We start from the raw sequence: 25,458 nt of genomic DNA, 5'->3' as shown, positions 1-25,458 counted from the left end.
TCCCCCAATGAAGTTCGAGGTTTTTTTTCGCCCCGAGAAAATTTCCGTCGCTGTTCTCAGCTCAACCTACGGTTCGCCGGCGTGGCGCAGTAGGGTGGGCCGGGCGGCGTTCTCTTCAGCCCACCGCGGTGGGTGTAGCTGAACTCTAGATGGCGTGGAGCGAAACGATTGGTCGTTCCTACGCTCACGCTCTTGGGTCCAGAGCATCGCTCCAGCGGAGCATCTGAGCAATCGATGTCTTGCTCGCACCGCATCAGGGCAACTGCAAACCACCGCCAGCCTCGTGCAACGCCCGCAAATGCTCGCCGATCTGCGCAAGGTTGGCCTCTACACTTTCGAGCTCCAGGCGGCGCTCTTCGCCCAGCAACAGGCGCACTTCCTCGTTCAAGGTCTCGGTGAGCTGACTGAGTCGTGCCTGACGCTGGCTGCTTTCTTGCTCCAGTCGTTGCCGTTCATTGATCTGCGGCAGGCCGTAACCGCTGCCGTCGAGCAGCTCGGCCGGGCGGCTGAGGTAGCCACTGTTAGCGAGAATCCCCTGCAAGGCGTCGTCGGCCTTGGCCAGGCTATCGTCGCCGCGCTCGCGGCCGCTCAGGTAGCGCTTCTTCAGTTCTTCCTGTGCAAGCAGCAGATGTCGACGCAGAGCCGCCTGTTCCACCAGCAGCAACGCCGCGCTGGCGCGCAGGTCAGCCTTGTCGATCCAGGGGCGGCGTTGTTCGGCGCTGAGTTCCAGCCACTGCTCGACGTCATCTTGCGGTAGCCCTAGACGTTCGCGAAGCACGGCAAACATGGCCTGGTAGCGGTCGCGATAGGAGTCGAAGCGATAACCCAGGCGCAGGGCCTCGCGCGGGTCATCGAGCACGCTTGCATCGGCCAGGCCCCGGCTGATCAGAATTTCCAGCAAGCCGCTGGGCATGATGCTGTCCAGGGCATCGAGCTCCGGTCGGGCGGTGCCGCTGCGCAGCAGCTTGAGGGTTTCCACCGCGCAGTTGTTGGACAGGAAGTAGTAGTCGCCGTCGTAGCTCCAGTGCATCTCGGCGCTGCGCTCGACCAGCATATCGATCTCGTCGCGCTGCAGCTTGAGCGGGATCGAGGCCAGGCTGCGCAACTCCACCTTGGTGTATTCGTCGATCACCTGGCCCAGTGGCAGTACAAACAGGCGCGACGGGTAGACGCCGGTGAGGCCGTCCCAGCTCGACAGCTGCACGTCGCCGACAAAGGCGCGGAAAGACAGCACCAGGTGATGGTCGAGATCCAGCCGGCAGCCCGGCCCGCGCGGTCGGCCCGGTGCGCAGATCACCAGACGAAGCATGCTATGGCCCCAGCGGCTGACCCAGGCATCGTTGGCCTCGGCGAACAGATAGTCCACTTCGTAAACCCGCTCCGGATCGAGCTCCACTAGCGGCGTGCGGGCGAAATCGTGGCCGGCGTTGAGTATCGGCAGGCCCGGCTCGCAATCCGCTACGTCGGCGGGCTGCCAGTTGAAATGCTCACGGAAGTAGCGGTACAGCGAAGGGCGCCGGCAAGCATAGCTGGGGTCGAGGAGAAAATACTCGAGGTTCACCGCAACGAATTCCAACGGATTGGTCAGCTCGTAGGCGTCCGGACTGCGTGCAACCTGGGCATTCTCGGCCTCTCTTTCGCCGCGCTGACCGACGCGCTGGGGCCAGCCCGCCAGGTCGAGCAGGCGCGGGTCGTCGCTGAGCGTGAAGCGGCGTTCAGTCTGGCCGCGGCAACTGTCCGGCAGCCCGACCAAGCCGAGGCTGGCTGCGCGCTGGCCGCAGAACGCCAACTGCCGATGGTTTTCCGACGACCAGAGCCGGGCGCGGTCATACAGGTGTGCGACCTCGTGGACCAGCGTCGCCAGCAATTCTCGTCGCACCGTACCGTGTGGGCGCTCGGTGCGCTGATTGGCGGCGCTGCCATCGGTCAGCTCAGGCAGCAGGCGGCGGTTGAGCAGCAGAAGGTTGCCGCCCGCACTGCCGTAGACGTCATGGGTCAAACCATCATGCCAACGAACGCGAACGTCTCGGTCGAGTCGTTGGATCATCCGTGGCGGCAGAGCGGCCACCGCTTCGTCCAGCAGCTCCTGACTGGCTGCTCTCTCGGCCGGTTGCAGATCGCTGTCTTCCAGCGTCAGCCGCAGGTCGGCCTGACAAAGGTTGGTGAGCGCAGTGAGCGCAACGGCTAGCCACCAGGCGCGAGATGATTTCACTGAGCGAGGATGGTTTCAGCCAGTGCCAGATCGCTGGCTTGTCGGGCTTCGGGGAATTCACTGCGTAGGCTACCGAAGGCGGCCTCTAGCCTCGCGCCACGGATCGCGCCACCGCTGGCAACGAAGCCTGCGGCCTCGTCCCGGGCTTCGCTGACGATCTTCATATCGCTGATGCGGCTGGTGACGTCAGAAGTGAAATTGATGCTGCGGTCCAGCGCGTTGACGACGATATTGCTCGTTGCGACCAGGGTTTGCGCCTGGACGCCGGTTGCCAGCATGGCCAGCGCCAGAGGCGCGGCAGTCAGCTTCAGGTTCATAGTGGAGTCTCGTGAATCGGGTGGGTCATTGGACGAGGATTGCCTCGGCCAGTTCAAGGTCGCTTGCGGCAAGTTGTGGCTGCTGTTCACGCAGCCAGCGCAGCGCCGCTTCCAGCCGCGCGCCGCGGATTTCGCCTTGGCTGGCGACGAAGCGGGCCGCTTCGTCACGCGAATCGAGAATCAGCTTGTTGTCGAAGGGGGCCGTGGTGACCTGGCTGGCGACATAGGTGGAGGCGACGGTGCCAGCGAAGATGCTGTCGAATGCCTGCGCGCTGCCACAGAAGCAGCAGCCGGCCAGTACAAGGTAGAGCGAACGCATGTAAATCCCGGTGCCGAAAAATCAGCTGCCAAGGCTAGCGAAACGCCAGCCCGACGGCCAGCGTCGCGGACCAGGATTCGGTGCGACCGATTAAAGCGCCAGGATCGCGCCGGCCAGTTCCAAGTCGCTAGCCTCCAGGCTCGGCGCCTGGTTGCGGATGTGGCTGAGCGCGGCCTCCAGCTGGGCGCCGCGCGTTTCGCCGTTGCTGGCAACGAAGCGGGCCGCATCGTCACGCGCATCAAGCACCAGCTTGTCGTCACCCAGGTCCGAGGTGATGTCGGAGGTGCCTTCGACGGTGTTGACCAGCGAAGCGCCGATGGCGTCGATGGTGCCGGTGATGCTGCCGGCCGATGCGGTACCCGCTATCAGCCAGGCGGCAGCGGCAAATGGCAATAGATACTTGTTCATAAGATTCTCCAGGCTAGACGCGGCTTCCCGCCGACGTTCTTTCGACCGTCGCATCAGGGGGCCGTTCAGCTTAGGCCGCGGGGCTTCGGCTGGGAAGCACGGCGTCAGCGCCAGAAGGGCTTGCTCAACTCATCCATGCGGTCGCTGCGGCTGATGCCCACGTCGGCCAGCTGACGATCGTCGAGTGCGGCCAGTTGGCGGCGCGTGCGTGCGCGTTGCTGCCAGAGCCGCAACAGTTGCAGCAATCGGCGTAGCGGTGCCGTGCCGATACGAAGGGTGAGCGTGCGGGGCAGTACGCGCTCCATGTGCCTCTCCTTCCCGCTGCTTCGCGGGGATGGGTTATGGGCAGATAGAGTCGCGTGCCGCGCTGTTGCGTAACAGTCACAGGCGATATGGATTGTGCCGGTTCAGTTTCGAACGGCAACCAACTGTACTGCTGCTCTATTGGCTGAACTGTTCATCGCAAGGCCGCTACTCAGTCCGTTGCGGATGACGGGCTGATCATTTCGATCGGGCGGATCTCGAAGTCGCGTGTCAGGAAATCCATGCGCTGTTCATGGAAGCGCCGCATGTGCGGCAGCGCGCTGTGCGCCTGCAGATGTTCGGGCGATTGCCAGACCTCGTAGAAGATGAACAGCGTCGGGTCCTCACCATCGCGCAGCATGTGGTATTCGATGCAGCCGTCTTCGGCCCGGCTCGGGGCGACGTAGCTTTTGAACAGCGCTTCGAATTCTTCGGCTTTTTCCGGTTTCGTGTAGGCATGGAGGATGAAGGCGCAGGTGTCGCTCATGAGGTTTTACTCCGTACGGGAAGTGTCTGGCTGAGAAAGCTATCGCATGAGCCGACCGCGTATTCGTGACTTTCAGTCAATTCGCTTTTGTCGCGAAGGCTCTGTTTCGCCGGATTAGTAATCGTTAGGCTGCTCGCCATTCGTAACTGATCAGGTCACCTACTTCTATGAAAAACGTATTGCTGCTCAACGGCGGAAAACAGTTCGCCCACTCCGATGGCCGCTACAACGCCACCCTTCATGAAACCGCGTTGAGCTTTCTCGACCGTGCCGGCTTCGACGTCAAGGAAACGCAGATCGATGCTGGCTACGACTTGGCTGAGGAAGTTGCCAAGTATCTCTGGGCGGACGTAGTCATCTATCAGATGCCCGGCTGGTGGATGGGCGCACCCTGGACGGTGAAGAAGTACCTCGACGAGGTATTCACCGAAGGTCATGGCAGCCTCTACGCCAACGATGGCCGTACGCGCTCCGATGCGTCGCAAAAGTACGGCAGCGGCGGGTTGCTGCACGGCAAGCAGTACATGATTTCCGCGACCTGGAATGCGCCTCAGCAGGCCTTCGATGATTCGAGCGACTTCTTCGAAGGAAAGGGCGTCGATGCCGTCTATTTCCCGTTCCACAAGGCCAACGAGTTTCTCGGCATGAGCGGGTTGCCCACCTTCCTCAGCGTTGATGTGATGAAGCGGCCGTCCATCGAAGCGGACATCCAGCGCTACGAAGCGCATCTGGCCAAAGTGTTCGGTCTCTGAATCCTTCGCAAAAAACAAAACCCCTCGCGGCGGCGCCGGGAGGGGTTTTGGTATTGCGAGGTGCTGTTATTCCACAGCCTTGACCATGTCCTCGACGACCTTCTTGGCATCGCCAAAGACCATCATGGTCTTGTCCATGTAGAACAGTTCGTTGTCCAGGCCGGCATAGCCGCTGGCCATGGAGCGCTTGTTGACGATGATCGTCCTGGCCTTGTAGGCCTCGAGGATCGGCATGCCGGCGATGGGCGATTTCGGATCGTTCTTCGCCGCCGGGTTGACCACGTCGTTGGCGCCGAGCACCAGCACTACGTCGGCCTGACCGAACTCGGAGTTGATGTCCTCCATCTCGAACACCTGGTCATAGGGCACCTCGGCCTCGGCGAGCAGCACGTTCATGTGTCCGGGCATGCGGCCGGCCACCGGGTGGATCGCATACTTCACGGTCACGCCCCTTTCCACCAGCTTCTCGGTCAGTTCCTTCAGCGCATGCTGAGCGCGGGCCACCGCCAGGCCGTAGCCGGGGACGATGATCACGGTGTCGGCGTTACCCAGCAGGAACGAGGCATCGTCGGCCGAACCGGATTTGACTGGACGCTGTTCCTGGCTGCCCTTGGCCGGGCCGGCATCTGCCGCGCCGCCGAAGCCGCCAAGGATCACGTTGAAGAACGAGCGGTTCATCGCCTTGCACATGATGTAGGAGAGGATCGCGCCGGAAGAACCTACCAGCGAGCCGGCGATGATCAGCATCGAGTTGTTCAGCGAGAAGCCGATACCGGCCGCCGCCCAGCCCGAGTAGCTGTTGAGCATCGATACCACCACCGGCATGTCGGCCCCGCCGATGGGGATGATGATCAGCACGCCGATCACGAAGGCCAGCGCCACCAGGATCATGAACGCGGTGAAGTTGCCGCTGAAGGTGTAGATCAGGCCCAGCACCAGAATCGCCACGCCGACGGCGAGGTTGATCTTGTGCTGGTTGGCGAACACCACCGGCGCGCCCTGGAACAGGCGGAACTTGTACTTGCCTGACAGCTTGCCGAAGGCGATCACCGAACCGGAGAAGGTGATGGCGCCGATGGCTGCACCGAGGAACAGCTCCAGACGGTTACCGGCCGGGATCGGATAGCCGATGGCCTGGACGATGCCCAGCGATTGCGGCTCGAGCACCGCGGCGATGGCAATGAACACCGCGGCCAGGCCGATCATGCTGTGCATGAAAGCGACCAGCTCGGGCATCTTGGTCATCTCGACGCGCTTGGCCATCAGCGTGCCGATGGTGCCGCCGATCAGCAGGCCGAGAATGATGAAGCCCAGGCCGGCCCAGGGACTGGCGCTCTCGACCAGCTGCGCGCCGAGCTTGAATACCAGAAACACCGTGGTGACCACGGCGATGCCCATGCCGATCATGCCGAACAGGTTGCCGCGGCGTGAGGTGGTGGGGTGCGACAGGCCTTTCAACGCCTGAATGAAGCTCACCGAAGCGATGAGGTAGAGCAGGGTGATCAGGTTCATGCTCATGGCTTGGACTCCGCCTTGGCGCCTGCGCGCTCCTTCTTCTTGAACATTTCCAGCATGCGACGGGTAACCAGGAAGCCACCGAAGACGTTGACCGCGGCCAGGGTCACGGCCAGGGTACCCATCAGCTTGCCCATTGGCGTGACGGTCAGGGCGGCGGCGAGCATGGCGCCGACGATGACGATCGCCGAGATGGCATTGGTGACCGCCATCAGCGGGGTATGCAGCGCGGGGGTGACGTTCCAGACCACGTGGTAGCCGACATAAATCGCCAGCACGAAGATGATCAGGTTGTAGATGCCATCAGAAATCAGGTCCATGTTTCGGGCTCCCTTAACCGTTGGTGCGCACGACCTGGCCGTCGCGGCACATCAGGCACGCGGCGACGATGTCGTCTTCAAGATTGAGCTGGAACCTGGCTTCGCCATCGATCACCAGCTTGAGGAAGTCCAGCAGGTTGCGTGCGTATAGCGCCGAAGCATCCGCCGGCACGAGGGTCGCCAGGTTGGTGTAGCCCACCAGGGTCACGCCGTGCTTGACCACCACCTGATCGGCTTCGGTCAATGGACAATTACCGCCCTGAGAAGCGGCGAGGTCGATCACCACCGAGCCGGGCTTCATCTGCTGCACGGTTTCTTTCTGCAACAGCGTTGGCGCCTTGCGGCCCGGAATCAGCGCAGTGGTGATGATGATGTCGGCCTGCTTGGCGCGCTCGTGCACGGCCTGGGCCTGACGCGCCATCCATGAAGCGGGCATCGGCCGGGCGTAACCGCCGACGCCTTCGGCGCACTCGCGCTCTTCGTCGGTCTCGCACGGCACGTCGACGAACTTGGCGCCCAGCGATTCGATCTGCTCCTTCACCGCCGGACGCACGTCGGAGGCTTCGATGACCGCGCCCAGGCGCTTGGCCGTGGCGATGGCCTGCAGACCGGCGACGCCGGCACCGAGAATCAACACCCGTGCGGCTTTCACCGTACCGGCGGCGGTCATCAGCATCGGCATGAAGCGCGGGTACTGGTTTGCCGCGACCATCACCGCCTTGTAGCCGGCAATGTTGGCCTGGGAGGACAGCACGTCGAGGCTCTGCGCGCGCGAGGTACGCGGCGCCGCTTCCAGGGCGAAGGCGGTGATACCGCGTTCGGCCATGCGTGCGATGTTGTCGTTGTCGAAGGGATTGAGCATGCCGATCAGAACCGTTCCTGGCTGCATCTGCGCCAGTTCGGTTTCGTTCGGTGCGTTCACCTTCAGCAGGATCTCTGCTGCGAACGCCGCAGCGGCATCGGCGATGGTTGCGCCTGCCGCTTCAAAGGCACTGTCCGGGACGCTGGCGTGTACGCCTGCACCGCTCTGCACAGTGACCTGATGCCCTTGGCCGATCAGCTTCTTGATGGTTTCCGGTGTCGCGGCGACGCGCGTTTCACCGGGCCTGGTTTCGAGAGGAACACCAATGTGCATTGTTCTTGTTCTCCTGCTTGATCGTAACCAGCGGGCTGCCTGGTAACCCGGCTATTGCACGCTGGCATTACTTTTCGCCCGGCCACTGCGTATGGCGACCGGGTGTAACTGCTGGTTGAGACCGTTGCGGCGCGGCATTCTGCAAGGGCTTGGCAAATCAAACAACCGTTTTAATCGGAACGTTGCGGTGTCGGCCCGTTCAAAACGTGACCGTTAGGTTGCTTTGTAACGCTGCAGGCCTTGCTGGTATTGGGTTAGACCTTCGTCTAAGGCTTCATGCCAGGTTATGCGCGACGCAATCATGAATGGCGGTCCATAGACGGGGTATTCGTCCGAGGCGTTGTCTATATTCGACCTAGGTGCCGTTTCGCGGCTGACCCGGTTCGACAGCCTGGAAAAAACTGTCGAAGGTTTGCAATGTCATGCATTCCTTGTAGTCCAAAGCTGTTGGTTGCGCCGGCTTTGGACGCCGACGAACTTCGATTGCATTACTCGTGAGAAATTCAGCATGGCCGAATTGGACGTGAACGAGATGACCGCTCTGCTGGAGGACCCTGTTCAGCGGCGCCTGCCCTTCGCCTTCGCTCGGCGTCATGGAGTGATTCTGCTGGATCGCCCCGAAGGCCTGCGCCTATGCGCGCGCGAGGGCGCACCGCTCACTGCGCTGCAGGAGGCGCAGCGCGTTGCAGGCGGTCCGTTGGCGATGCAGTGGTTGGCGCAGGAGGAATTCGAGCAAGCGTTGAGCGCGGCCTACCAGCACGACTCGTCAGCGGCGATGCTGATGGTCGAGGGGTTGGGCGACGAGATGGACCTGCACAGCCTGGCCGATCAGATCCAGGAAACCGAGGACCTGCTCGAACAGGAAGACGATGCGCCGATCATCCGCCTGATCAACGCCATTCTCGGCGAGGCGATCAAGGAAAACGCCTCGGATATCCACGTCGAAACCTTCGAGAAGCGTCTGGTGATTCGCTTCCGCATCGACGGCATTCTCCGCGAAGTGGTGCAGCCCAAGCGCGAGCTGGCGGCGCTGCTGGTGTCGCGGATCAAGGTCATGGCGCGGCTCGACATCGCCGAGAAGCGCATCCCCCAGGACGGGCGTATTTCCTTGCGCGTCGGTGGTCGCGAAGTGGACATCCGCGTCTCGACGCTGCCTTCGGCCAATGGCGAGCGAGTGGTGCTGCGTCTGCTCGACAAGCAGGCCGGCCGGCTGACCTTGCGCCATCTGGGCATGAGCGACCGCGACCGGAAAGTAATGGAACAGGCGGTACAGAAACCCCACGGCATCATTCTCGTCACCGGCCCGACCGGCTCGGGCAAGACCACCACGCTGTATGCCAGCCTGGTCACGCTCAACGACCGCACGCGAAACATCCTCACCGTCGAGGACCCGATCGAATATAACCTCGAAGGCATCGGCCAGACCCAGGTCAACACCAAGGTCGACATGACCTTCGCCCGCGGTTTGCGGGCCATTTTGCGTCAAGACCCGGACGTGGTGATGGTTGGCGAGATTCGCGATCAGGAAACTGCTGACATGGCGGTGCAGGCCTCGCTCACCGGCCACCTGGTGCTGTCGACGCTGCACACCAACAGCGCCATTGGTGCGGTGACGCGGCTGGTCGATATGGGCGTCGAGCCGTTCCTGATTTCCTCGTCGCTGCTCGGCGTACTGGCCCAGCGCCTCGTGCGGGTGCTGTGTAACGACTGCAAACGCGCCTATATCGCCGACGAGGCCGAATGTGCCCTGTTCGGCCTCGAGCCGAGCGAGGCGCCGACGCTGTATCACGCCGAGGGTTGCGACGTCTGCCGCCAGCTGGGATATCGCGGGCGGACCGGTATTTACGAGTTGGTCATGTTCGACGACGCCCTGCGCAGCATGATCCATACCCGTGCGCCCGAGCAGGACATGCTTCGCCATGCCCGGCGCCTCGGGCCGAGCATTCGCGAAGACGGTCTGCGCAAAGTGCGTGAAGGCGTGACCACCATCGAAGAAGTGTTGCGCGTGACGCGCGAGGAATGAGATGAACGCCATTGATTGGCATGCGCTAAACGGATCGGGCTACGGGAGCGATGGCCGGCTTTGCGGAGGCTATGCCTGATGGCCGCCTTCGAATACCTGGCCCTTGACCCGCGCGGTCGCGAGCAAAAAGGCCTGATCGAGGCCGATAGCCCGCGCCAGGCTCGCCAATTGCTGCGTGAGAAACAATGGTCGCCGCTGGAGGTCAAGCAGGCCAAGGCCAAGGAGGACAGCGGCGGCGGTGGCTTCGCCTTCGGTCGTGGGCTTTCGGCACGTGATCTGGCGCTGGTGACCCGCCAACTTTCCACCCTTGTCCAGGCCGCGCTGCCCATCGAGGAAGCCCTGCGTGCCGCGGCTGCGCAATCGACGTCGCAGAAGATCAAATCGATGTTGTTGGCGGTGCGGGCGCGAGTGATGGAGGGCCATAGCCTGGCCGGATCGCTGCGCGAGTATCCGTCGGCCTTTCCCGAGCTGTACCGCGCCACCGTCGCTGCGGGCGAGCACGCCGGCCATCTCGGGCTGGTGCTCGACCAGCTGGCCGATTACACCGATCAGCGCCAGCAATCACGGCAGAAGATTCAGCTGGCGCTGTTGTATCCGGTGATCCTGCTGGTGGCCTCGCTGGCCATCGTGGTGCTGCTGCTGGGCTATGTGGTGCCGGATGTGGTCAAGGTTTTCGTCAATACCGGCCAGGCGCTACCGGCGCTGACCACCGGGCTGATCGCCGTCAGTGAGGCGGTGCAGCGTTGGGGCTGGCTGATGCTTATCGTAATCGTCGCGGCTGGCGTAGCCATGCGCCAGGCGCTGCGCGACGAGAAGATCAAGCGCCGCTGGCACGCCTTCATCCTGCGCATTCCGCTGGTGGGGCGCCTGGCCCGGGCGACCAATACCGCGCGTTTCGCCTCGACCCTGGCGATCCTCACCCGCAGCGGTGTGCCGTTGGTGGACGCACTGGGCATCGCCGCCGCGGTAATCGCCAACCTGCGCATTCGCGACAAGGTCATCGAGGCTGCGCAGCGGGTGCGCGAAGGCGGCAGTCTGACCCGTGCGCTGGATGCCACCGGCGAATTCCCGCCGATGATGCTGCACATGATCGCCAGCGGTGAGAAATCCGGCGAGCTCGATCAGATGCTCGCCCGCACCGCGCGCAATCAGGAAAACGACCTGGCGGCGCAGGTCTCGTTACTGGTGGGTCTTTTCGAACCCTTCATGCTGGTATTCATGGGGGCTGTGGTATTGGTGATCGTTCTGGCGATCCTGCTGCCGATCCTTTCTCTCAATCAACTGGTGGGCTAGTGAGCATGACGTTGAACGAACGCAAACAGAGGGGCTTTACCCTCATCGAAATCATGGTGGTGGTGGTGATCCTCGGGATTCTCGCCGCCCTGGTGGTGCCGCAGGTGATGAACCGGCCGGATCAGGCCAAGGTGACCGTGGCCAAGGGGGACATCAAGGCTATCGGTGCCGCCCTCGACATGTATAAGCTGGATAACTACTCCTACCCCAGCACCCAGCAAGGTCTCGAAGCGTTGGTGGAAAAGCCCGGCGGCAATCCGCAGCCGAAGAACTGGAACCGCGACGGCTACCTCAAGCGCGTGCCGAAGGATCCTTGGGGCAACGACTACCAATACCTGTCGCCGGGCACTCAAGGGCAATTCGACCTGTACTCCTACGGTGCCGATGGCAAGCAGGGCGGTTCGGATCTGAACGCGGATATCGGTAGCTGGGACCTTTAATCGATGCCTCGGGCGCGCCGGGACGGCGGCTTCACGCTGATCGAGTTGCTGGTGGTGATCGTCATCCTCGGCAGCCTGGTGGGCCTGGCTGTGTTGTCCATCGGCAGCACCAGCTCATCGCGTGAAATACGCGACGAAGCGCAACGTTTGGCGACGCTGATCAGCCTGATGGCCGACGAAGCCGTGCTCGACAGCCGTGAATACGGCCTGTTGATCAATCGCGACGGCTATCGGGTGATGCATTACGACGAGGCCGAGACGCGCTGGCGCGATGCCGGCGACAGCGAGGCGCACCAGCCGCCAGAGTGGATACGTCTGGAACTGGAACTCGATGGCACACCGCTGAAGTTGGTGGCGCCGGTCAAGCGCGAGGACGATCCTATTGGCCTTTCCGACGACGAAGACCGCGAGCGTCAACGTGCGCCACGCGTGCAGCCGCAGCTGTTGATCCTGTCGAGCGGCGAGTTATCGCCGTTCACCCTGACACTGTCTGACCAACGACCGGGAGGTAGCAGCTGGATCGTCTCCAGCGACGGTTTCCGCATGCCCCGTGCCGAACCGCTGGAAGAACGCCGATGAGCAAAGGCCTGCCGCGATCGCGCGGTTTCACCCTGCTGGAGGTGCTGGTCGCATTGGCGATCTTCGCCATTGTCGCGGCGGTCGTATTGACCGCCGCCGGCCGCAGCGTGAACAACGCCGGACGGCTGGAAGCGCTGACCCTTGCGGGCTGGATCGCCGACAACCGCCTCACCGAGTTGCAACTGCAACAACCGGCCCCGGACATCGGTCGCGAAGACCAGGAACTGGAGTTCGGTGGTCGACAGTGGCAGACGCTCAGCGAAGTGGAAACCAGCGGAACGCCCGGCCTGTTGCGTATCCGCGTCTGGGTCGCGGCGGCCGAATCGCGCGGCGGCGATGGTTCGATCGCCGAGCGCGCAGTAACCAGCCTCACCGGCTTCGTCGGGGTCGATCCGTGATGCGTCGTGCCGTGGCAGGCTTCACCCTGCTGGAGCTGTTGATTGCCATCGCCCTGTTCGCACTGCTGGGCCTGGCGACCTACCGGATGCTCGAAGCCGTGTTGCGCAGCGATGAAGTGGTGCGCGCGCAGGATGCTCAGCTGCGCCAGCTCAGCCGCGCGATCTGGAGCCTCGAACGCGACCTGATCCAGGCCGTGCCGCGGCCGGTTCGCGATGGTTATGGCGACCAGCAGAATGCCTTCATTGGCCAGTTGGCGGGTGTCGAGGACGGCGTCGCCCTTGAGCTGACCCGCAGCGGTTGGCGCAACCCCACCGGGATGCGTCGCGCCAATCTCCAGCGGGTGCGTTGGCGCCTCACCGGTGACAACCTGGAGCGGCTTTACTGGGTCGTGCTCGATCGCGATGTGGACAGCCAGCCGCGCGTGCAGCGGGTGCTGGACGATGTGCTCGAGTTGCGTTTGCGCTACCTGGACGCGGAAAACAGCTGGCACGAGGAATGGCCGCCGTTCGATTTTGGCCGTGGCAACCCGGAAGAGCAGGCCCGGCGCTTGCCCGTTGCGGTCGAGGTATCCTTCGATCACCAGCGCTACGGCACCATCACTCGGCTTCTGCGTCTACCCGACGGCCTGACATCGGAGCCCGTTTTTGTCCAGCCGGATTCCCAGGGCGTGCCCGAACCGGTGCCCGAGGGTGAACTGCAATGAAGGCCCAGCGCGGCGTCGCGCTGATCACCGTATTGCTGGTAGTGGCCATCGTCACCGTGGTCTGCGCCGGCATGATTGCCCGTCAGCAGCTGTCTATCCGCGGCACCGCCAATCAGTCGCAAGCGCGCCAGGCCTGGCACTACGCTCTGGGCGGCGAAGCCCTGGCGCAGTCGATCCTGCGTCGCGATCTGCAGGCGACCGGCAACGGCACCGGCGTGCCTGCCGTCGATCATTTGCTGGAGCCCTGGGCGTTGCCGCAGCCGGCCTACGATCTCGACGAGGGCCAAGGCCAGGTACAGATCCGTATCGAAGACTTGGCCGGTCGCTTCAACCTCAACAGCCTGGTGCAGGAGCAACAGCCGAATGCGGCCGCGTTGGCGCAGTTCCGTCGATTGCTGCTGCGTCTGCAGATCACCGAGCCTTACGCCGAGCGACTCCAGGATTGGCTGGACAGCGATCAGCAGCCCAGCGGCGAATTGGGTGCCGAGGACAATGCCTATCTGTTGCTCGATCCCCCTTACCGCACGGCCGGGAATCGTCTTGAGGATCTGTCCGAGCTGCGTTTGCTGCTCGACATGCGCGACGAGGATTTTCAGCGGTTGGCGCCCTATGTCAGCGTGCTGCCGGCGGATACCCCATTGAACGTCAACACCGCCAGCGCAATGGTACTGTCGAGCCTCGCCGACAACCTCAGCCCAAGCGCTGCCGAAGGTTTGGTGCAGGCTCGGCAGGCTGGTGGTTTTCGCGATGTGGCGACCTTCATGGCGCAACCGGCGCTTGGCGGTGTCCAACTGCAGGGCACCAACATCGCGGTGACCAGTCAATTCTTCCAGGCCATCAGCGAAGTGCGCCTGGCCGACCGCCGGCTGGCCCTGGTGAGTCGGCTGCGGCGCGAAGAAAATGGGGAAGTACGCGTGCTTCAGCGAAACCTGGGACAGCCGCCGCGGCTGCCTCGTCCAACCAATGACGGAGATCGATAGCCGATGGACTGCCTGTTTCTGCCCGCCGATTGCGGCGCCCGGCTCGGCCCCGATACTCAGGTCTACTGGCTACCGGGCGAGGGCGAAGGTGGCTGGGTATCGTTGGCAACCTGTGCCGAGCAGGCGCTCGCCGCGGTGACGCTGGTCTTGCCGGCTGAAGTTTGCAGCTACTTTGCGGTGAATCTGCCGACGCGCAAGGCACGCTGGATCAGCCAGGCGCTGGCCTACGCCGTGGAGGAACTGCTTGCGGAGAGCGTCGACGACCTGCACCTGACGCACGGCGATGCGTTGGAAGACGGCCGCCGCAGGGTCATCGCGATCCGCCGCCAGCTGCTGGCCGATTGGCTGGAAGATCTACAAGCGCAGGGGCTGACCATTGTCGCCATTCATGTCGATTCCGATCTGCTGCCACGCGACGGCACCCAGTTGCTGTTTATCGATGGGCGCGCCTTGCTGGGTGGCAGTCCAGAAGCCAGGCTGGCGTTCGACAGCAACCAATGGCCGGATCTCGCCGCTCAGTGTCCCGCGCCTCGTCACGGCCATGGCACCCACGCCGAAGCGCCCGAACCACTCGACGATTACCAGCAACTGGACGACCCCTACCGTTTTCTTGCATCGGGACGCGCGGGTGCGTTGAATCTGGCTCAAGGCGATTTTGCCGTGCAGGCCGCGGGCAGCGGGCTAGGCCAGTGGAAGCCGGTGCTGATCGTGCTTGCGCTAGTCCTGGCGGTGCAGTTGGTGTTCAACCTGATCCAGGCCTGGTCGCTGAACGGCCAGGCCGAGCGCTACGCCGAAGCTAGCCATGCGCTCTATACCGAGCTGTTCCCCGAGGACCGTCGCATCGTCAACTTGCGCGCGCAGTTCGACGAACACATTGGCCAGAGCGCCGGCACCTCGGCCGGATTCATGCGCCTGCTCGACGAAGTGGCGCTGGCCATGGCCGAGGGTATTCCGGTGTCGATCAGTCAGCTTGACTATAACGAAGCCCGCGGCGACCTCGCTTTGCAGGTACGCGCCAGCGACTTCGCGGCGCTGGAACAGCTGCGCCAGCGCTTGGGCGAAACCGGTGAAAGCGTTCAACTGGGCTCGGCCAGCCGTGACGGCGACGCCGTCAGTGCTCGCGTGGTGATTGGAGGTCGAGGATGAATCTGAAACAACAGATGCAGGTACGTCTCGCCGAATCGCCATTGTGGCTGCGCTGGCAGCGTCTGCAGCCCCGCGAGCGTCTGTCGCTGACCCTGCTCGGTGCCTTCCTGCTGGTGGTCCTGTTTTATGTGCTGCTCTGGCAGCCGGCGCAGCAGCGCGTGCGCGACGCGCAAACGTATTTTCAGCAGCAACGTGAGCTGTACGCCTATCTGGAGCAGAACACCGAATTGGCCCGTCAAATGTCGCGAAGCAATCCTGTATCGCTGGCGCCCGAGCAGCTGCAAGGTCTGGTGACCCAAAGCGCGCAGCAGAGCGGGTTGACCATCGAAAGCTTCGACAACGGCAATGACGGCAGCCTGCAGGTGACCTTGCCCAGCGCTTCCTACGCGACACTGCTGCGCTGGTTCGATGAACTACAGGCGGCGGGCGCGAGCCTCGCCGAGGTCAGCATCAGTCAGGTTGGTGATGGTCTGGTGGACGCACGGGTGAGCTTTCGCGCCGGCGGCTAGCGCCGTGGCACCTAGGCGATATCCAGTTCCCGCGCGGCAGCGTCGATTGGCGCTGTCGCGCTGCCTGGATCAGTACGGCGGTCACTGCGTCGGATGGATCTGCATCGCCAGGGCGCGCAGCGCGGCTTCGGCATCGAGCACCTTGTTCACCACGTCGTTGGCTTTCTCGCGGCTCAGGCCGAGGCGATCGAACAGCCCTTGCGGAATCTCGCTGTAGGGCCCGGAGCCAATGCCACGGTTGCGCAGCAGGCGTATCGCCAGGCAGACCAGATTGGCGTGACCGGCATGCTCGCCCTGGTAATCCGGGTCGTGCTGGAAGCGCAGCGCGGTCGACAACTCGTCCGGCATGCCCCAGTAGCGCATCAGCCAAGCGCCGATCTGCTCGCGCGTAATGCCCAACAGATGCTGTTCGATGACGCTGTGGTTCAGGTGCGGGTTGACCTCCAAATGCCGACAGATCAGCGAAAAATGCGGCGGGAACACATGCGCGAGCACCAGATAGCCGAAATTGTGCAGCAATCCCGCCAGATAGCTGATCCCGGCTTCCGGCCGTTGGGTGCGCGGGATGGCGCGGTTCAGGCCTTCGATTACCGCTGCCGTGTAAATCGCCTGCTGCCAGTACGGCGTTGCCTGCTGCGGCTGGTCCTTGGGCAGGCTCAGGGTCTTGCCCAATGCCAGGCCCAGCGCCAGGTTGATCACCAGATCGAAACCGAGGACGCGCACGATGGCGTCTTCCACCGAGCGGATCTTGCCGGGCGCGGCGTAGTAGGGCGACGCGGCCCAGCTGACCACCTGCGCAGCCAGCGCGGGATCGGTTTCGACCACGCCGGTGATGTCGTCCACCGTGGCGTCGGGATCGACGCGCAGTTTGATGATTTTCTGTGCCGTCTGCGCCAGCGGCGGTATCTCGATCGTTTCTTCCAGGCGCTTCTGGATACGTCGCGCCGTGAAGCTTTGCACCGCCTGGGTGATCTCTGCGCTGTCGTCGTCCGGGCGGTTGAGGTTGGGCCGGATGCCGCTCAGCGGCACGGCGAAGTGCCCGGCGCTGGCTTTGCTCAATAGCGTCTTGAAATCACTGCTGGAAAGCGCCAGCAGCAAACCTGGCTGGCCGGACTCGATCAATAGCTCCGGCTGTTGCAGCAGTCGTTCCTCATACAGGCAGGGCGAGCTGGTCAGCGGCGGCAGACCGGGCAGCACCTGCAGGTCGTGCTTGGCCAGCATGCGTGTCAACCGGTCGGGTTTGACGGCTACCAGCTGGCGCCCGGTCAGTTCCACCAGGCCTGGCAGATCGAGCAAATGATCGCGAGGATAAAGCACCAGCAGCGCGCCGATGGCATCGTCAACCAATACCGCCTGCACGCGCCTGGCCGGGTCCAGTCCCGACTGCTCTTCACAGGTGCGATAAGGAAGCGCCAGTTTGTCCAGAAGCTGGACGATCATTGGCGGAAGCGAAATTTCTTTTGTTGTATCGACAGCCGAGTTCATGAGCAGATCCGTCTTATTCTCGTTCGGCGCAGTATAGCCGCAGGTTTAGTGCGGTTTGATTTTACCGACGAGCGTTAAACTTGCCCATATTGCTGGCCGTGGCGCAGCCAACGCTCCAACAGTGGGCTGACGTGTTGCGGCCAGCGTGCCAACAGCGCCTGTGCAGCGTCGCGCACGGACGGTAGCAGATCGGCATCGCGCATCAGATCGGCGACCTTGAACTGCAACAGCCCGGTTTGCCGCGTACCGAGCATTTCACCCGGACCGCGTAGCTCCAGGTCCTTCTCGGCGATGATGAAGCCGTCGCAGGTTTCGCGCATGATCGCCAGTCGTTCGCGGCCGATCTGCGACAGTGGCGGATGATAGAGCAACACGCAATGACTGGCGGCGCTGCCCCGGCCGACCCGTCCGCGCAGCTGATGCAATTGAGCGAGGCCGAGGCGTTCGGGGTTCTCGATGATCATCAGGCTCGAGTTGGGTACATCGACTCCCACTTCGATCACCGTGGTCGCCACCAGCAGCTGCAGGCGGCCTTCCTTGAACTCAGCCATCACCGCGGCTTTTTCCGCCGGCTTCATGCGGCCATGGATCAGCCCGACGTTGAGCCCGCCGAGCGCCGCCGAAAGATCCTCGAACGTGGTTTCCGCTGCCTGGCAGGTCAGCTCCTCGGATTCTTCGATCAAGGTACAGACCCAATACGCCTGGCGCCCCTCATTACACGCCGAACGCACTCGCTCGATGACCTCCAGACGACGGCTGTCGGCCACCAGTACGGTATTGACCGGGGTGCGCCCGGGCGGCAGTTCGTCGAGGATGGAGGTGTCCAGATCGGCATAGGCGCTCATGGCCAGCGTTCGTGGAATCGGCGTCGCGGTCATGATCAACTGATGCGGGCACAGCCGGCCGTCGACACCCTTGCGCCTTAGCGCCAGCCGCTGCTGAACGCCGAACCGGTGCTGTTCGTCGATGATCACCAATGCCAGTCGCTTGAACTGCACGTCGTCCTGAAACAGCGCATGAGTGCCGACCACCATCGGTGCGCCTGCGGCGATGCGCTCCAGCGCCGCGGCGCGCGCCTTGCCCTTGAGCTTGCCAGCCAGCCAGGCGACCTCGAGGCCCAGCGGTTCGAGCCATTTGCAGAAGGTGATGAAGTGCTGCTCGGCGAGAATCTCGGTCGGTGCCATCAGCGCCACCTGATAGCCGGCCTCCAGCGCCTGTAGCGCCGCGAGCGCGGCGACCACCGTCTTGCCGGCGCCGACGTCACCCTGCACCAGGCGCAGCATCGGCTCGTCCTGGGCGAGGTCATAGGCGATTTCGGCGCCAACGCGCTGCTGCGCGCCGGTGGGCTGGAAACCAAGGTTGTGCAGATAACGTTGCGGAAGCTGGCGCGCCACAGGCAGTGGCGGCGCATGCTGGGCGCGCACGCTTTCGCGCAAGCGTTGCAACGACAGCTGATGGGTCAGGAGCTCTTCGAACGCCAGGCGATGCTGAGCCCAATGGCGGCCTTCGGCGAGTTCTTCGAGGTCGGCGTCTGGCGGCGGCCGATGCAGGTAGCGGATGGCTTCGTCCAGCGGGGCCAAGCGATAGTCACGCGACAGTTCTTCAGGTAGCCAGTCGGGCAGGCTGTGGGGGCCGAGCCGGGCCAGTGCTTGCTGCGTGAGTTGGCGTAGGCGCTGCTGGGTCAGGCCTTCGGTGGTCGGGTAAATGGGCGTCAGGGTTTGTTCCACGGCAACCGCGTCGGTATCGCTGAGGGCGCGGTATTCCGGATGGTAAATTTCCAGTCCCGAAGCGCCGGGTCGGGCTTCGCCATAGCAGCGCAGCTGGGTGCCGCGCTTGAGGCCTTCCTTCTGCGCCTGACTGAAATGGTAAAAACGCAGGCTGAGGATGCCGCTGCCGTCATGCAGGCGCACCAGCAGGCTACGGCGCCGGCCCATGACCACGTCGGCTCCGGTCACCGTGCCTTCGATCACTGCATCCTGGCCCGGCCGCAGCGCGCCGATGGGGACGATACGGGTGCGGTCCTGGTAACGCAGTGGCAGATGAAAGAGCACATCCTGAAGTGTTTCCAGGCCGACCTTGGCGAGCTTCTCGGCCAGCGCCGCGCCCACGCCTTTGAGTGCGGTGACCGGAACCGCCGCCAGCTCGCTCATGAATCAGTCTTTCGCGACGGGCGGCTTGGCGACTGAGCACAGGCGGATGGAGTCGGCCAGCACTTCGATTGCCCTGGGACGCGGAAAACTGGCGCGCCAGGCGATCGCCACGGTGCGGAACGGCACAGGCGGCGTCAGTGGACGGATGTCCAGCACGCCGGCGGAATAGTGATGGCTGTCGACCGCCGACAGCGGCAGGATCGACACGCCGAGCCCCGAGGCAACCATGTGGCGGATGGTTTCCAGCGATGAGGATTCCACCGTGGTGTGGGTCGGCGCCTCGCCCTTGCGAGTGGTTGGGCAAGCTTCGAGGACCTGATCGCGGAAGCAGTGACCTTCGCCGAGCAGCAGCAGGCTCTTGTCGTTGAGCATCTCGGCGTCGATGGTGTCTTTTTTGGACCACGGATGGTTGGCCGGCATCAGCACGTAGAACGGCTCGTCGTACAGCGGCAGCGTCAGCACGTCCGCTTCCTGGAACGGCAGCGCGATGATGATCGCATCCAGCTCGCCGGTGCGCAGTTTGTCGCGCAGGACATGGGTGAAGTTTTCCTCGATATACAGCGGCATGTCCGGTGCCACGCGGTGCAGCTGCGGGATCAGGTGCGGGAACATGTAAGGACCGACGGTATAGATGGCGCCGACCTTGAGCGGCGCCGCCAGCTGATTCTTGCCCGCCTGCGCCAGCTCACGGATGCTCTGTGCCTGCTCAAGGACCTTCTGCGCCTGGGTCACGATGCCTTCGCCGACCGGCGTCAGCCGCACTGCGCTCTTGGTCCGCTCGAAAATCAACACGCCAAGCTCGTCCTCGAGCTTCTTCACCCCGACCGACAGGGTGGGCTGGCTGACGTGGCAACGTTCGGCGGCGCGGCCGAAGTGTGATTCCTGGGCGAGCGTGACGATGTAGCGCAGTTCGGTCAGTGTCATAGCGTTATTCCATCAGAGTGCTGGCTAGCATAGCCTTTGCTCGTGTTCGAACCAACTGGCTCGCAGTCGTTCACTGCATGCGGAGCCAGGGCAAAACTTGTGGGGCGGCGGTACACTCCTGCAAGGCGGGCCAATTGAATGGCCTGCAAGGTTACGGAGCAACCGACCATGGCAAATCGTCCTTCAGTAATGATCGCCGGCTGCGGCGATGTCGGTATTCGTCTTGGCCTGCAGCTGAGCCGAGCGGGTTGGACGGTCTACGGCTTGCGCCGTCAGGCCGCGGGTCTGCCGGTGCCGATCTTGCCAGTGAAGGGCGATCTATCCGCCAGCGACGTTCCGCGTGGTTGGCCCAATGGCCGGCTGGATTACCTGGTGTACGCGGCATCGGCCAGTCAGCATGACGAAGCCGGTTACCGCCAGGCTTATGTCGAAGGCTTGCGAAACGCTCTTGGTTGGCTGCAGCAACGCGGTCAGCGTCCCAAGCGGTTGATCTTCCTTTCCAGCACTGGCGTCTATGCGCAGAGCCAGGGGGAATGGATCGACGAGACGTCCCCCACAGAGCCCACCGGCTACACCGGCCAGGTGATGCTCGAAGCCGAGCAATTGGCGCTTGGCAGCGGTATCCCGACAACGCTGGTACGTATGGCCGGGCTTTATGATCCCGCCCGCCCGTGGATGCAGAATCAGGTCCGCGCTGGCCTGCGTGTCGATCGCGAACCGCCGCAGTACGGCAATCGTGTTCATCGCGACGACGCCGCAGCGCTTCTGGCCTGTCTGCTACAGACCGATCTGCGTGGTGGCGATCTGCAGGATTGCTATCTGGGCGTCGACGACGACCCGGCGCCATTGCACGAAGTGGTCGACTGGCTACGCGAGCGGCTCGGCGTGACGCACTGGGCCGAGCAGACGATGACGCGCCGCGCCGGCAGCAAGCGTTGCAGCAATGCCCGTGCGCGGGCGCTGGGCTGGACGCCGCAATATCCGAGCTATCGCAACGGCTACGCCGCGGTTCGGCCGGGCAAAGGCTGAGTCGAGGCGACAGATGCCCGCGTTGCACCTCGCAGGCATGAAGGTCGCCTAGTCGCTGCTCGCGAATCGTCCCTAAAAGCTTCGCTGCAAGCTAGCTCCTACAAAAGCGGGTTTTCGGTCGTTTCTTGCGATGCGCGAAAAGCTTCGACGACGACAGCCCGTCGGTGATTCGGCCATCACGACAACATTTCAGGCAACTCTGCCGACGCGGCGCTTACTAAAAATTTGATAGCACGCACGCCGCGCGCCCTGCCACATGGCAGCAGTCGGGTCAGGAGCAGCTGCCGCACCGCGGCGAAGACATCAGGAAGAACCACCACGGCGGCGTTTTCGAACACCGAACCAGGAGATTTTTCATGAGAGCTCTTCGCTGGCATGGCAAGCACGATATCCGCTGCGACAATCACGTCCCTGACCCGAGCATCGAAGATCCGCGCGACGCCATCATCAAGGTCAGTTCCTGCGCCATCTGCGGCTCCGACCTGCACCTCTACGACGGCTTCATGCCCGGCATGCAGCACGGCGACATCATGGGCCACGAGTTCATGGGCGAGGTGATGGAGGTCGGCTCGGCCAACAAGAAGCTCAAGGTCGGCGACCGCGTGGTGGTGCCCTTCACCATCGTCTGCGGCGAGTGCGACCAGTGCCGACGCGGCAATTTCTCGGTCTGCGAGCGCACCAACCGCAACAAGGACGTGGCCGATAAGGTCTTCGGTCACACCACTGCGGGGCTCTACGGCTACACCCACCTCACCGGCGGCTATGCCGGTGGCCAGGCCGAATACGTGCGTGTGCCTTATGCCGATGTCGGCCCGGTCGTCATTCCAGACGGCCTCACCGATGAGCAGGTACTGTTCCTTGGCGACATCCTTCCCACCGGCTGGCAGGCCGCGGCGCAATGCGACATCCAGCCCACCGACACTGTGGCCATCTGGGGCGCCGGGCCGGTCGGCCAGTTCGCCATCCGCAGCGCGGTGATGATGGGCGCTGAACAGGTGATCTGCATCGACAACGTGCCCGAGCGGCTGTCCATGGCCCGTGCCGGCGGCGCCATTACCATCAATTTCGATGAAGAGAGCGTGCTCGAACGGCTCAAGGAACTGACCCGCGGCAAAGGCCCGGAGAAGTGCATCGATTCGGTCGGCATGGAAGCCCACGCGGCGCGTTCCATCGATTCCATGTACGACCGTGCCAAGCAGGCGCTGATGCTGGAAACCGACCGCCCGCACGTACTGCGCGAGATGATCTACGTCTGCCGCCCGGCCGGCATCATCTCTATTCCGGGGGTCTACGGCGGGCTGATCGACAAAATTCCGTTCGGCGCGGCGATGAACAAGGGGCTGACCTTCCGCATGGGTCAGACCCACGTCAACCGCTGGACCGACGATCTGCTCAAGCGCATTCAGGAAGGCCAGATCGATCCGAGCTTCGTCATCACCCACAGCGTCAGCCTCGAGCAGGGGCCGGAGATGTACAAGACCTTCCGCGACAAGCACGACGGTTGCATCAAGGTCGTCCTCAAGCCCTGAGGGTTTGGCAGCGGCTCCCTGATCAGGGAACCGCGTGCCGGCATTCCCTAGCCCCGAAGGAGGGACTGAATATGAGCGTTCCACACCGCGTGACCCATACCAATCATTCCGCCCGCAGCCTCGCCCGCGGGCTCGGCTGGTTCAGCATTGGACTCGGTCTGGCCGAGGTGCTGATGCCCGGCAAACTGGCACGCTTTCTTGGCGTGCCGGAACACGAAGGGCTGATTCGCGCCTGCGGTGCGCGCGAGATCGCCACGGGTGTCGGGCTTTTGCTGACAGACAATCCCAAGCCTTGGATATATGGCCGCATCGGCGGCGATGCATTGGACTTGGCCGGGTTGGGCTTGAGCATCGAAAACGGCACCGAACAGGTCAACGCAGCGTTGGCCGCTGGTGCCGTTGTCGGCGTTACCGCGCTGGATCTGGCCTGCGCCAGGGGGCTCGCCGAGGAGAGCCAGGAAGTTACCGAGTGGGATTACAGCGATCGCAGCGGTTTCCCCCAGGCGCCCGATGCCATGCGCGGGCGGGTCGAGGCGGAGTTTGCTGCCATGCGGGCTGAGCCTAATGGGTATAGTCCGTCGACCATGTTGCACTGAGGTTTGGTGAACGGCTGCGGCGTGGGATGCTTGATGCTGGTTTGATTTTGGATTTCAGGCCGCTTATTGAGCTGCCTGAAGGCGCGGTTTCGCCCTGCTGGGCGAGTCACTTTTTCCAGACGCGGAAAAAGTAACCAAAAACGCTTGCCCCTGCATACGGCCCTACGCTTCGCGCAGGGTTCGTTCGCATAATTGCCGTTCCAGGGGCACGGCGCGAAGGGCCATCCATGGCCCATCGCGCCTCTCGCGGCATCCATGCCGCTCAACCCCTTCCACGGCAATTCTACTCACCCTCCTGATGGGGCGTTTCGCGTCGCCTGATAAATTGTGCAAAAAAAGGCGAAGTGCCTTGCTTCCATTGCTCTTGCAGACGACTTGGGCCAACCCCCTTCATCCGCTGGCTTTCTCTCGCCGCTTGCTTCTGCGCATCGCTTACGTTCGGGCTCCTGATAGACCGAAATCCGAGTTGTCTGGACGCTCCCTTTTGCTCTTTTGCTCTTTTGCTCTTTTGCTTGGTTTTCCTTGCACTAGATATCAGGCGACGCGAAACGCCCCATCAGGAGGGTGAGCGGAATCGTTGCGTAGAGGGGCGAGCCGCATGGATGCGGCGAGAGCCGTAATGGGCCATGGATGGCCCTTGTACGGCGACCCTCGGAGCGGCGATGGAGTAAACGAACTCCGGCGCAGCCGGGGCCGTATGCAGGGGCACAGCGTTTTTGGTTACTTTTTCCGCGTCTGGAAAAAGTGACTCGCCCAGCGGGGCGAAACCGCGCCATCAAACGGCTCGATAATCGCGGCCTGAAGCCAAAACGTTCAAACGAGCAGCAAACCCACCAGCCCCATCACTAATTCGACAACCCGCGAAGACCTTAATTTTTGCTAAGGTTTGCCGCCGGCTCGTTCCGGCCTCCACCGTCCCCGCGCTCCCAGCCTCCTGCCGGCGCGCCTGCCGTTGAGAAACCATGTCCGCCGTAGTCAATGTCGTCCTGCCGGTCTTCGCGCTGATCTTCCTGGGATATCTGTGCCGCCGCACCGGCCGCATGGGACCAACCGCTGCATCGGAGCTGAATCGCTTCGTGGTCTGGCTGGGACTGCCCGCGCTGTTATTCAGCGTGGTCGCCACCTCGACATGGACGCAGCTCTGGCAGCCCGGCTTCATCATCGCCTTCTCGGTCGGCTGCCTTGGAGTGTTCGGTTTCACCCTGGGTTATCGACTGCTGCAGAAGCAGCCCTTGGTCGATGCCAGCCTCGATGCGCTTGGCGGGTCCTACGCCAACACTGGCTACATCGGTATCCCGCTGTGCATGCTGGTGCTCGGCGACGAGGCGCTGCAGCCGGCCATGGTGGCGTCGATCATCGTGGTCTGCGTGCTGTTCGCCATCGCGCTGGCCTGTGTGGAAACCGGCTTGCACGCCGGGCAGGGATTCATCCGTACGCTGGGCAAGGTCAGCGGCGCGCTGCTGCGCAACCCGTTGGTGGTGGCGCCGTTGCTCGGTGGTCTATGGGCGATGAGCGGGGTGGCACTGTCGGTGCCGCTGGCAACGCTGCTTCAGTTGCTGGGCGCGGCGGCGGCACCCTGCGCGTTGGTCTCGCTAGGATTGTTTCTTGCCCAGCCGCAGCCCGCGGGCAAGGTCACTGGGGTCTGGCCGCTGGTGACGCTGAAGTTGGTGGTCCAACCGCTGATAACCTGGTACTTGGCGTTTCAGGTCTTCGAACTGCCGACGCTCTGGGCTTATTCGGCGTTGCTGCTGAGCGCGCTGCCCACCGGCACCGGTCCTTACATGCTCGCCGAATTCTACGGCCGCGAAGGCTCGCGGGTGTCGCGGGTGGTGCTGTACTCGACGCTGGGCTCACTGATAACGCTGTCGGCGTGTCTCGTGCTGCTGCCGGTGTAGGGTGGAAAAC

The 25,458-nt window shown here is 63.2% G+C and carries 26 protein-coding genes; 14 read left to right on the top strand and 12 right to left on the bottom strand.

Annotation, left to right across the window (positions count from 1 at the left end; all coding sequences use genetic code 11):
• Nucleotides 1–253: 253 nt before the first annotated feature.
• The 6 genes from D7241_RS10850 to D7241_RS10825 form a co-directional block, all read right to left on the bottom strand.
• Complete coding sequence (locus D7241_RS10850; RefSeq protein ID WP_408101532.1) at nt 254–2,212, bottom strand: DUF4105 domain-containing protein; 1,959 nt, start codon at nt 2,210–2,212, stop codon at nt 254–256.
• A complete protein-coding gene (locus D7241_RS10845) occupies nt 2,209–2,529 on the bottom strand; it encodes a DUF2388 domain-containing protein (RefSeq protein WP_408101531.1) in 321 nt (106 codons plus the stop codon). Before D7241_RS10845 ends, D7241_RS10850 begins: the two co-directional genes overlap by 4 nt.
• A 25-nt stretch (nt 2,530–2,554) precedes the next feature.
• Complete coding sequence (locus tag D7241_RS10840) at nt 2,555–2,848, bottom strand: DUF2388 domain-containing protein (RefSeq protein ID WP_255979529.1); 294 nt, start codon at nt 2,846–2,848, stop codon at nt 2,555–2,557.
• A gap of 90 nt (nt 2,849–2,938) precedes the next feature.
• A complete protein-coding gene (locus tag D7241_RS10835; RefSeq protein ID WP_408101530.1) occupies nt 2,939–3,256 on the bottom strand; it encodes a DUF2388 domain-containing protein in 318 nt (105 codons plus the stop codon).
• Nucleotides 3,257–3,360: 104 nt separating this feature from the next.
• A complete protein-coding gene (locus tag D7241_RS10830) occupies nt 3,361–3,561 on the bottom strand; it encodes a DUF1127 domain-containing protein (RefSeq protein WP_408101529.1) in 201 nt (66 codons plus the stop codon).
• 170 nt (nt 3,562–3,731) lie between these two features.
• Nucleotides 3,732–4,046 carry a putative quinol monooxygenase gene (locus tag D7241_RS10825; RefSeq protein WP_408101528.1) on the bottom strand — a complete coding sequence of 105 codons (315 nt, stop codon included), beginning with the start codon at nt 4,044–4,046 and terminating at the stop codon, nt 3,732–3,734.
• Between the two features lie 167 nt (nt 4,047–4,213).
• On the opposite strand from D7241_RS10825, the gene D7241_RS10820 reads away from it, so the two are divergent.
• Nucleotides 4,214–4,798 carry an NAD(P)H-dependent oxidoreductase gene (locus D7241_RS10820; RefSeq protein ID WP_408101527.1) on the top strand — a complete coding sequence of 195 codons (585 nt, stop codon included), beginning with the start codon at nt 4,214–4,216 and terminating at the stop codon, nt 4,796–4,798.
• A gap of 66 nt (nt 4,799–4,864) precedes the next feature.
• Here D7241_RS10820 and D7241_RS10815 read toward each other — a convergent pair whose 3' ends face one another.
• The 3 genes from D7241_RS10815 to D7241_RS10805 are packed head-to-tail and all read right to left on the bottom strand — an operon-like array spanning nt 4,865 to nt 7,768.
• Nucleotides 4,865–6,316, bottom strand: a complete 1,452-nt coding sequence (locus D7241_RS10815) for an NAD(P)(+) transhydrogenase (Re/Si-specific) subunit beta (RefSeq protein ID WP_408101526.1) — start codon at nt 6,314–6,316, stop codon at nt 4,865–4,867.
• On the bottom strand, nt 6,313–6,633 hold the full coding sequence (locus tag D7241_RS10810; RefSeq protein WP_014851051.1) for an NAD(P) transhydrogenase subunit alpha: 321 nt from the start codon (nt 6,631–6,633) through the stop codon (nt 6,313–6,315). The genes D7241_RS10815 and D7241_RS10810 overlap by 4 nt, the downstream gene beginning before the upstream one ends.
• A gap of 13 nt (nt 6,634–6,646) precedes the next feature.
• Nucleotides 6,647–7,768 carry a Re/Si-specific NAD(P)(+) transhydrogenase subunit alpha gene (locus D7241_RS10805; RefSeq protein WP_408101525.1) on the bottom strand — a complete coding sequence of 374 codons (1,122 nt, stop codon included), beginning with the start codon at nt 7,766–7,768 and terminating at the stop codon, nt 6,647–6,649.
• A gap of 508 nt (nt 7,769–8,276) precedes the next feature.
• Between D7241_RS10805 and gspE the strand changes: the two genes are divergently transcribed.
• The 9 genes from gspE (at nt 8,277) to D7241_RS10760 (ending at nt 15,840) form a co-directional block, all read left to right on the top strand.
• On the top strand, nt 8,277–9,791 hold the full coding sequence (gene gspE / locus D7241_RS10800) for a type II secretion system ATPase GspE (RefSeq protein WP_408101524.1): 1,515 nt from the start codon (nt 8,277–8,279) through the stop codon (nt 9,789–9,791).
• A 78-nt stretch (nt 9,792–9,869) separates the two neighbouring features.
• Nucleotides 9,870–11,084, top strand: a complete 1,215-nt coding sequence (gene xcpS / locus D7241_RS10795; RefSeq protein WP_255979543.1) for a GspF family T2SS innner membrane protein variant XcpS — start codon at nt 9,870–9,872, stop codon at nt 11,082–11,084.
• A gap of 5 nt (nt 11,085–11,089) precedes the next feature.
• The gene (gspG, locus tag D7241_RS10790; protein WP_408101523.1) at nt 11,090–11,524 is read left to right on the top strand and encodes a type II secretion system major pseudopilin GspG; all 435 of its coding nucleotides are present in this window, start codon (nt 11,090–11,092) and stop codon (nt 11,522–11,524) included.
• A gap of 3 nt (nt 11,525–11,527) precedes the next feature.
• On the top strand, nt 11,528–12,103 hold the full coding sequence (gene gspH, locus D7241_RS10785; RefSeq protein WP_408101522.1) for a type II secretion system minor pseudopilin GspH: 576 nt from the start codon (nt 11,528–11,530) through the stop codon (nt 12,101–12,103).
• On the top strand, nt 12,100–12,501 hold the full coding sequence (gene gspI / locus D7241_RS10780) for a type II secretion system minor pseudopilin GspI (protein WP_408101521.1): 402 nt from the start codon (nt 12,100–12,102) through the stop codon (nt 12,499–12,501). The genes gspH and gspI overlap by 4 nt, the downstream gene beginning before the upstream one ends.
• On the top strand, nt 12,501–13,205 hold the full coding sequence (gspJ, locus tag D7241_RS10775) for a type II secretion system minor pseudopilin GspJ (protein ID WP_408101520.1): 705 nt from the start codon (nt 12,501–12,503) through the stop codon (nt 13,203–13,205). Before gspI ends, gspJ begins: the two co-directional genes overlap by 1 nt.
• A complete protein-coding gene (gene gspK / locus D7241_RS10770) occupies nt 13,202–14,185 on the top strand; it encodes a type II secretion system minor pseudopilin GspK (protein ID WP_408101519.1) in 984 nt (327 codons plus the stop codon). Before gspJ ends, gspK begins: the two co-directional genes overlap by 4 nt.
• Nucleotides 14,186–14,188: 3 nt before the next feature.
• On the top strand, nt 14,189–15,331 hold the full coding sequence (gene gspL / locus D7241_RS10765; RefSeq protein ID WP_408101518.1) for a type II secretion system protein GspL: 1,143 nt from the start codon (nt 14,189–14,191) through the stop codon (nt 15,329–15,331).
• Nucleotides 15,328–15,840 (top strand): type II secretion system protein M, encoded by a 513-nt coding sequence (locus D7241_RS10760; protein ID WP_408101517.1) that lies wholly within the window; start codon nt 15,328–15,330, stop codon nt 15,838–15,840. The genes gspL and D7241_RS10760 overlap by 4 nt, the downstream gene beginning before the upstream one ends.
• 81 nt (nt 15,841–15,921) lie before the next feature.
• On the opposite strand, the gene D7241_RS10755 is transcribed toward D7241_RS10760, so the two are convergent.
• The 3 genes from D7241_RS10755 to D7241_RS10745 all read right to left on the bottom strand — a co-directional run bounded on the left by D7241_RS10755 (nt 15,922) and on the right by D7241_RS10745 (nt 20,399).
• Nucleotides 15,922–17,325 (bottom strand): HDOD domain-containing protein, encoded by a 1,404-nt coding sequence (locus D7241_RS10755; RefSeq protein ID WP_408101516.1) that lies wholly within the window; start codon nt 17,323–17,325, stop codon nt 15,922–15,924.
• 74 nt (nt 17,326–17,399) lie between these two features.
• Nucleotides 17,400–19,475, bottom strand: a complete 2,076-nt coding sequence (recG, locus tag D7241_RS10750) for an ATP-dependent DNA helicase RecG (RefSeq protein WP_408101515.1) — start codon at nt 19,473–19,475, stop codon at nt 17,400–17,402.
• A gap of 3 nt (nt 19,476–19,478) precedes the next feature.
• Nucleotides 19,479–20,399, bottom strand: a complete 921-nt coding sequence (locus D7241_RS10745) for a hydrogen peroxide-inducible genes activator (protein ID WP_408101514.1) — start codon at nt 20,397–20,399, stop codon at nt 19,479–19,481.
• 168 nt (nt 20,400–20,567) lie between these two features.
• On the opposite strand from D7241_RS10745, the gene D7241_RS10740 reads away from it, so the two are divergent.
• From D7241_RS10740 to D7241_RS10725, 4 genes are all read left to right on the top strand, one after another.
• Nucleotides 20,568–21,428 carry an NAD-dependent epimerase/dehydratase family protein gene (locus D7241_RS10740; RefSeq protein WP_408101513.1) on the top strand — a complete coding sequence of 287 codons (861 nt, stop codon included), beginning with the start codon at nt 20,568–20,570 and terminating at the stop codon, nt 21,426–21,428.
• A gap of 356 nt (nt 21,429–21,784) precedes the next feature.
• On the top strand, nt 21,785–22,957 hold the full coding sequence (locus D7241_RS10735) for a zinc-dependent alcohol dehydrogenase (protein ID WP_408101512.1): 1,173 nt from the start codon (nt 21,785–21,787) through the stop codon (nt 22,955–22,957).
• A gap of 71 nt (nt 22,958–23,028) precedes the next feature.
• Nucleotides 23,029–23,553 carry a transcriptional regulator gene (locus D7241_RS10730; RefSeq protein ID WP_255979567.1) on the top strand — a complete coding sequence of 175 codons (525 nt, stop codon included), beginning with the start codon at nt 23,029–23,031 and terminating at the stop codon, nt 23,551–23,553.
• A 962-nt stretch (nt 23,554–24,515) separates the two neighbouring features.
• The gene (locus D7241_RS10725; RefSeq protein ID WP_408101511.1) at nt 24,516–25,448 is read left to right on the top strand and encodes an AEC family transporter; all 933 of its coding nucleotides are present in this window, start codon (nt 24,516–24,518) and stop codon (nt 25,446–25,448) included.
• Nucleotides 25,449–25,458 lie beyond the last annotated feature (10 nt).

Origin of the sequence: Stutzerimonas sp. VN223-3, from assembly GCF_045999685.1 — a bacterium.
In the GTDB taxonomy this organism is placed as follows: domain Bacteria; phylum Pseudomonadota; class Gammaproteobacteria; order Pseudomonadales; family Pseudomonadaceae; genus Stutzerimonas; species Stutzerimonas stutzeri_AR.
The sequence above is the reverse complement of the archived record's forward strand: the minus strand, read 5'-3'. Positions and strand labels throughout refer to the sequence as shown.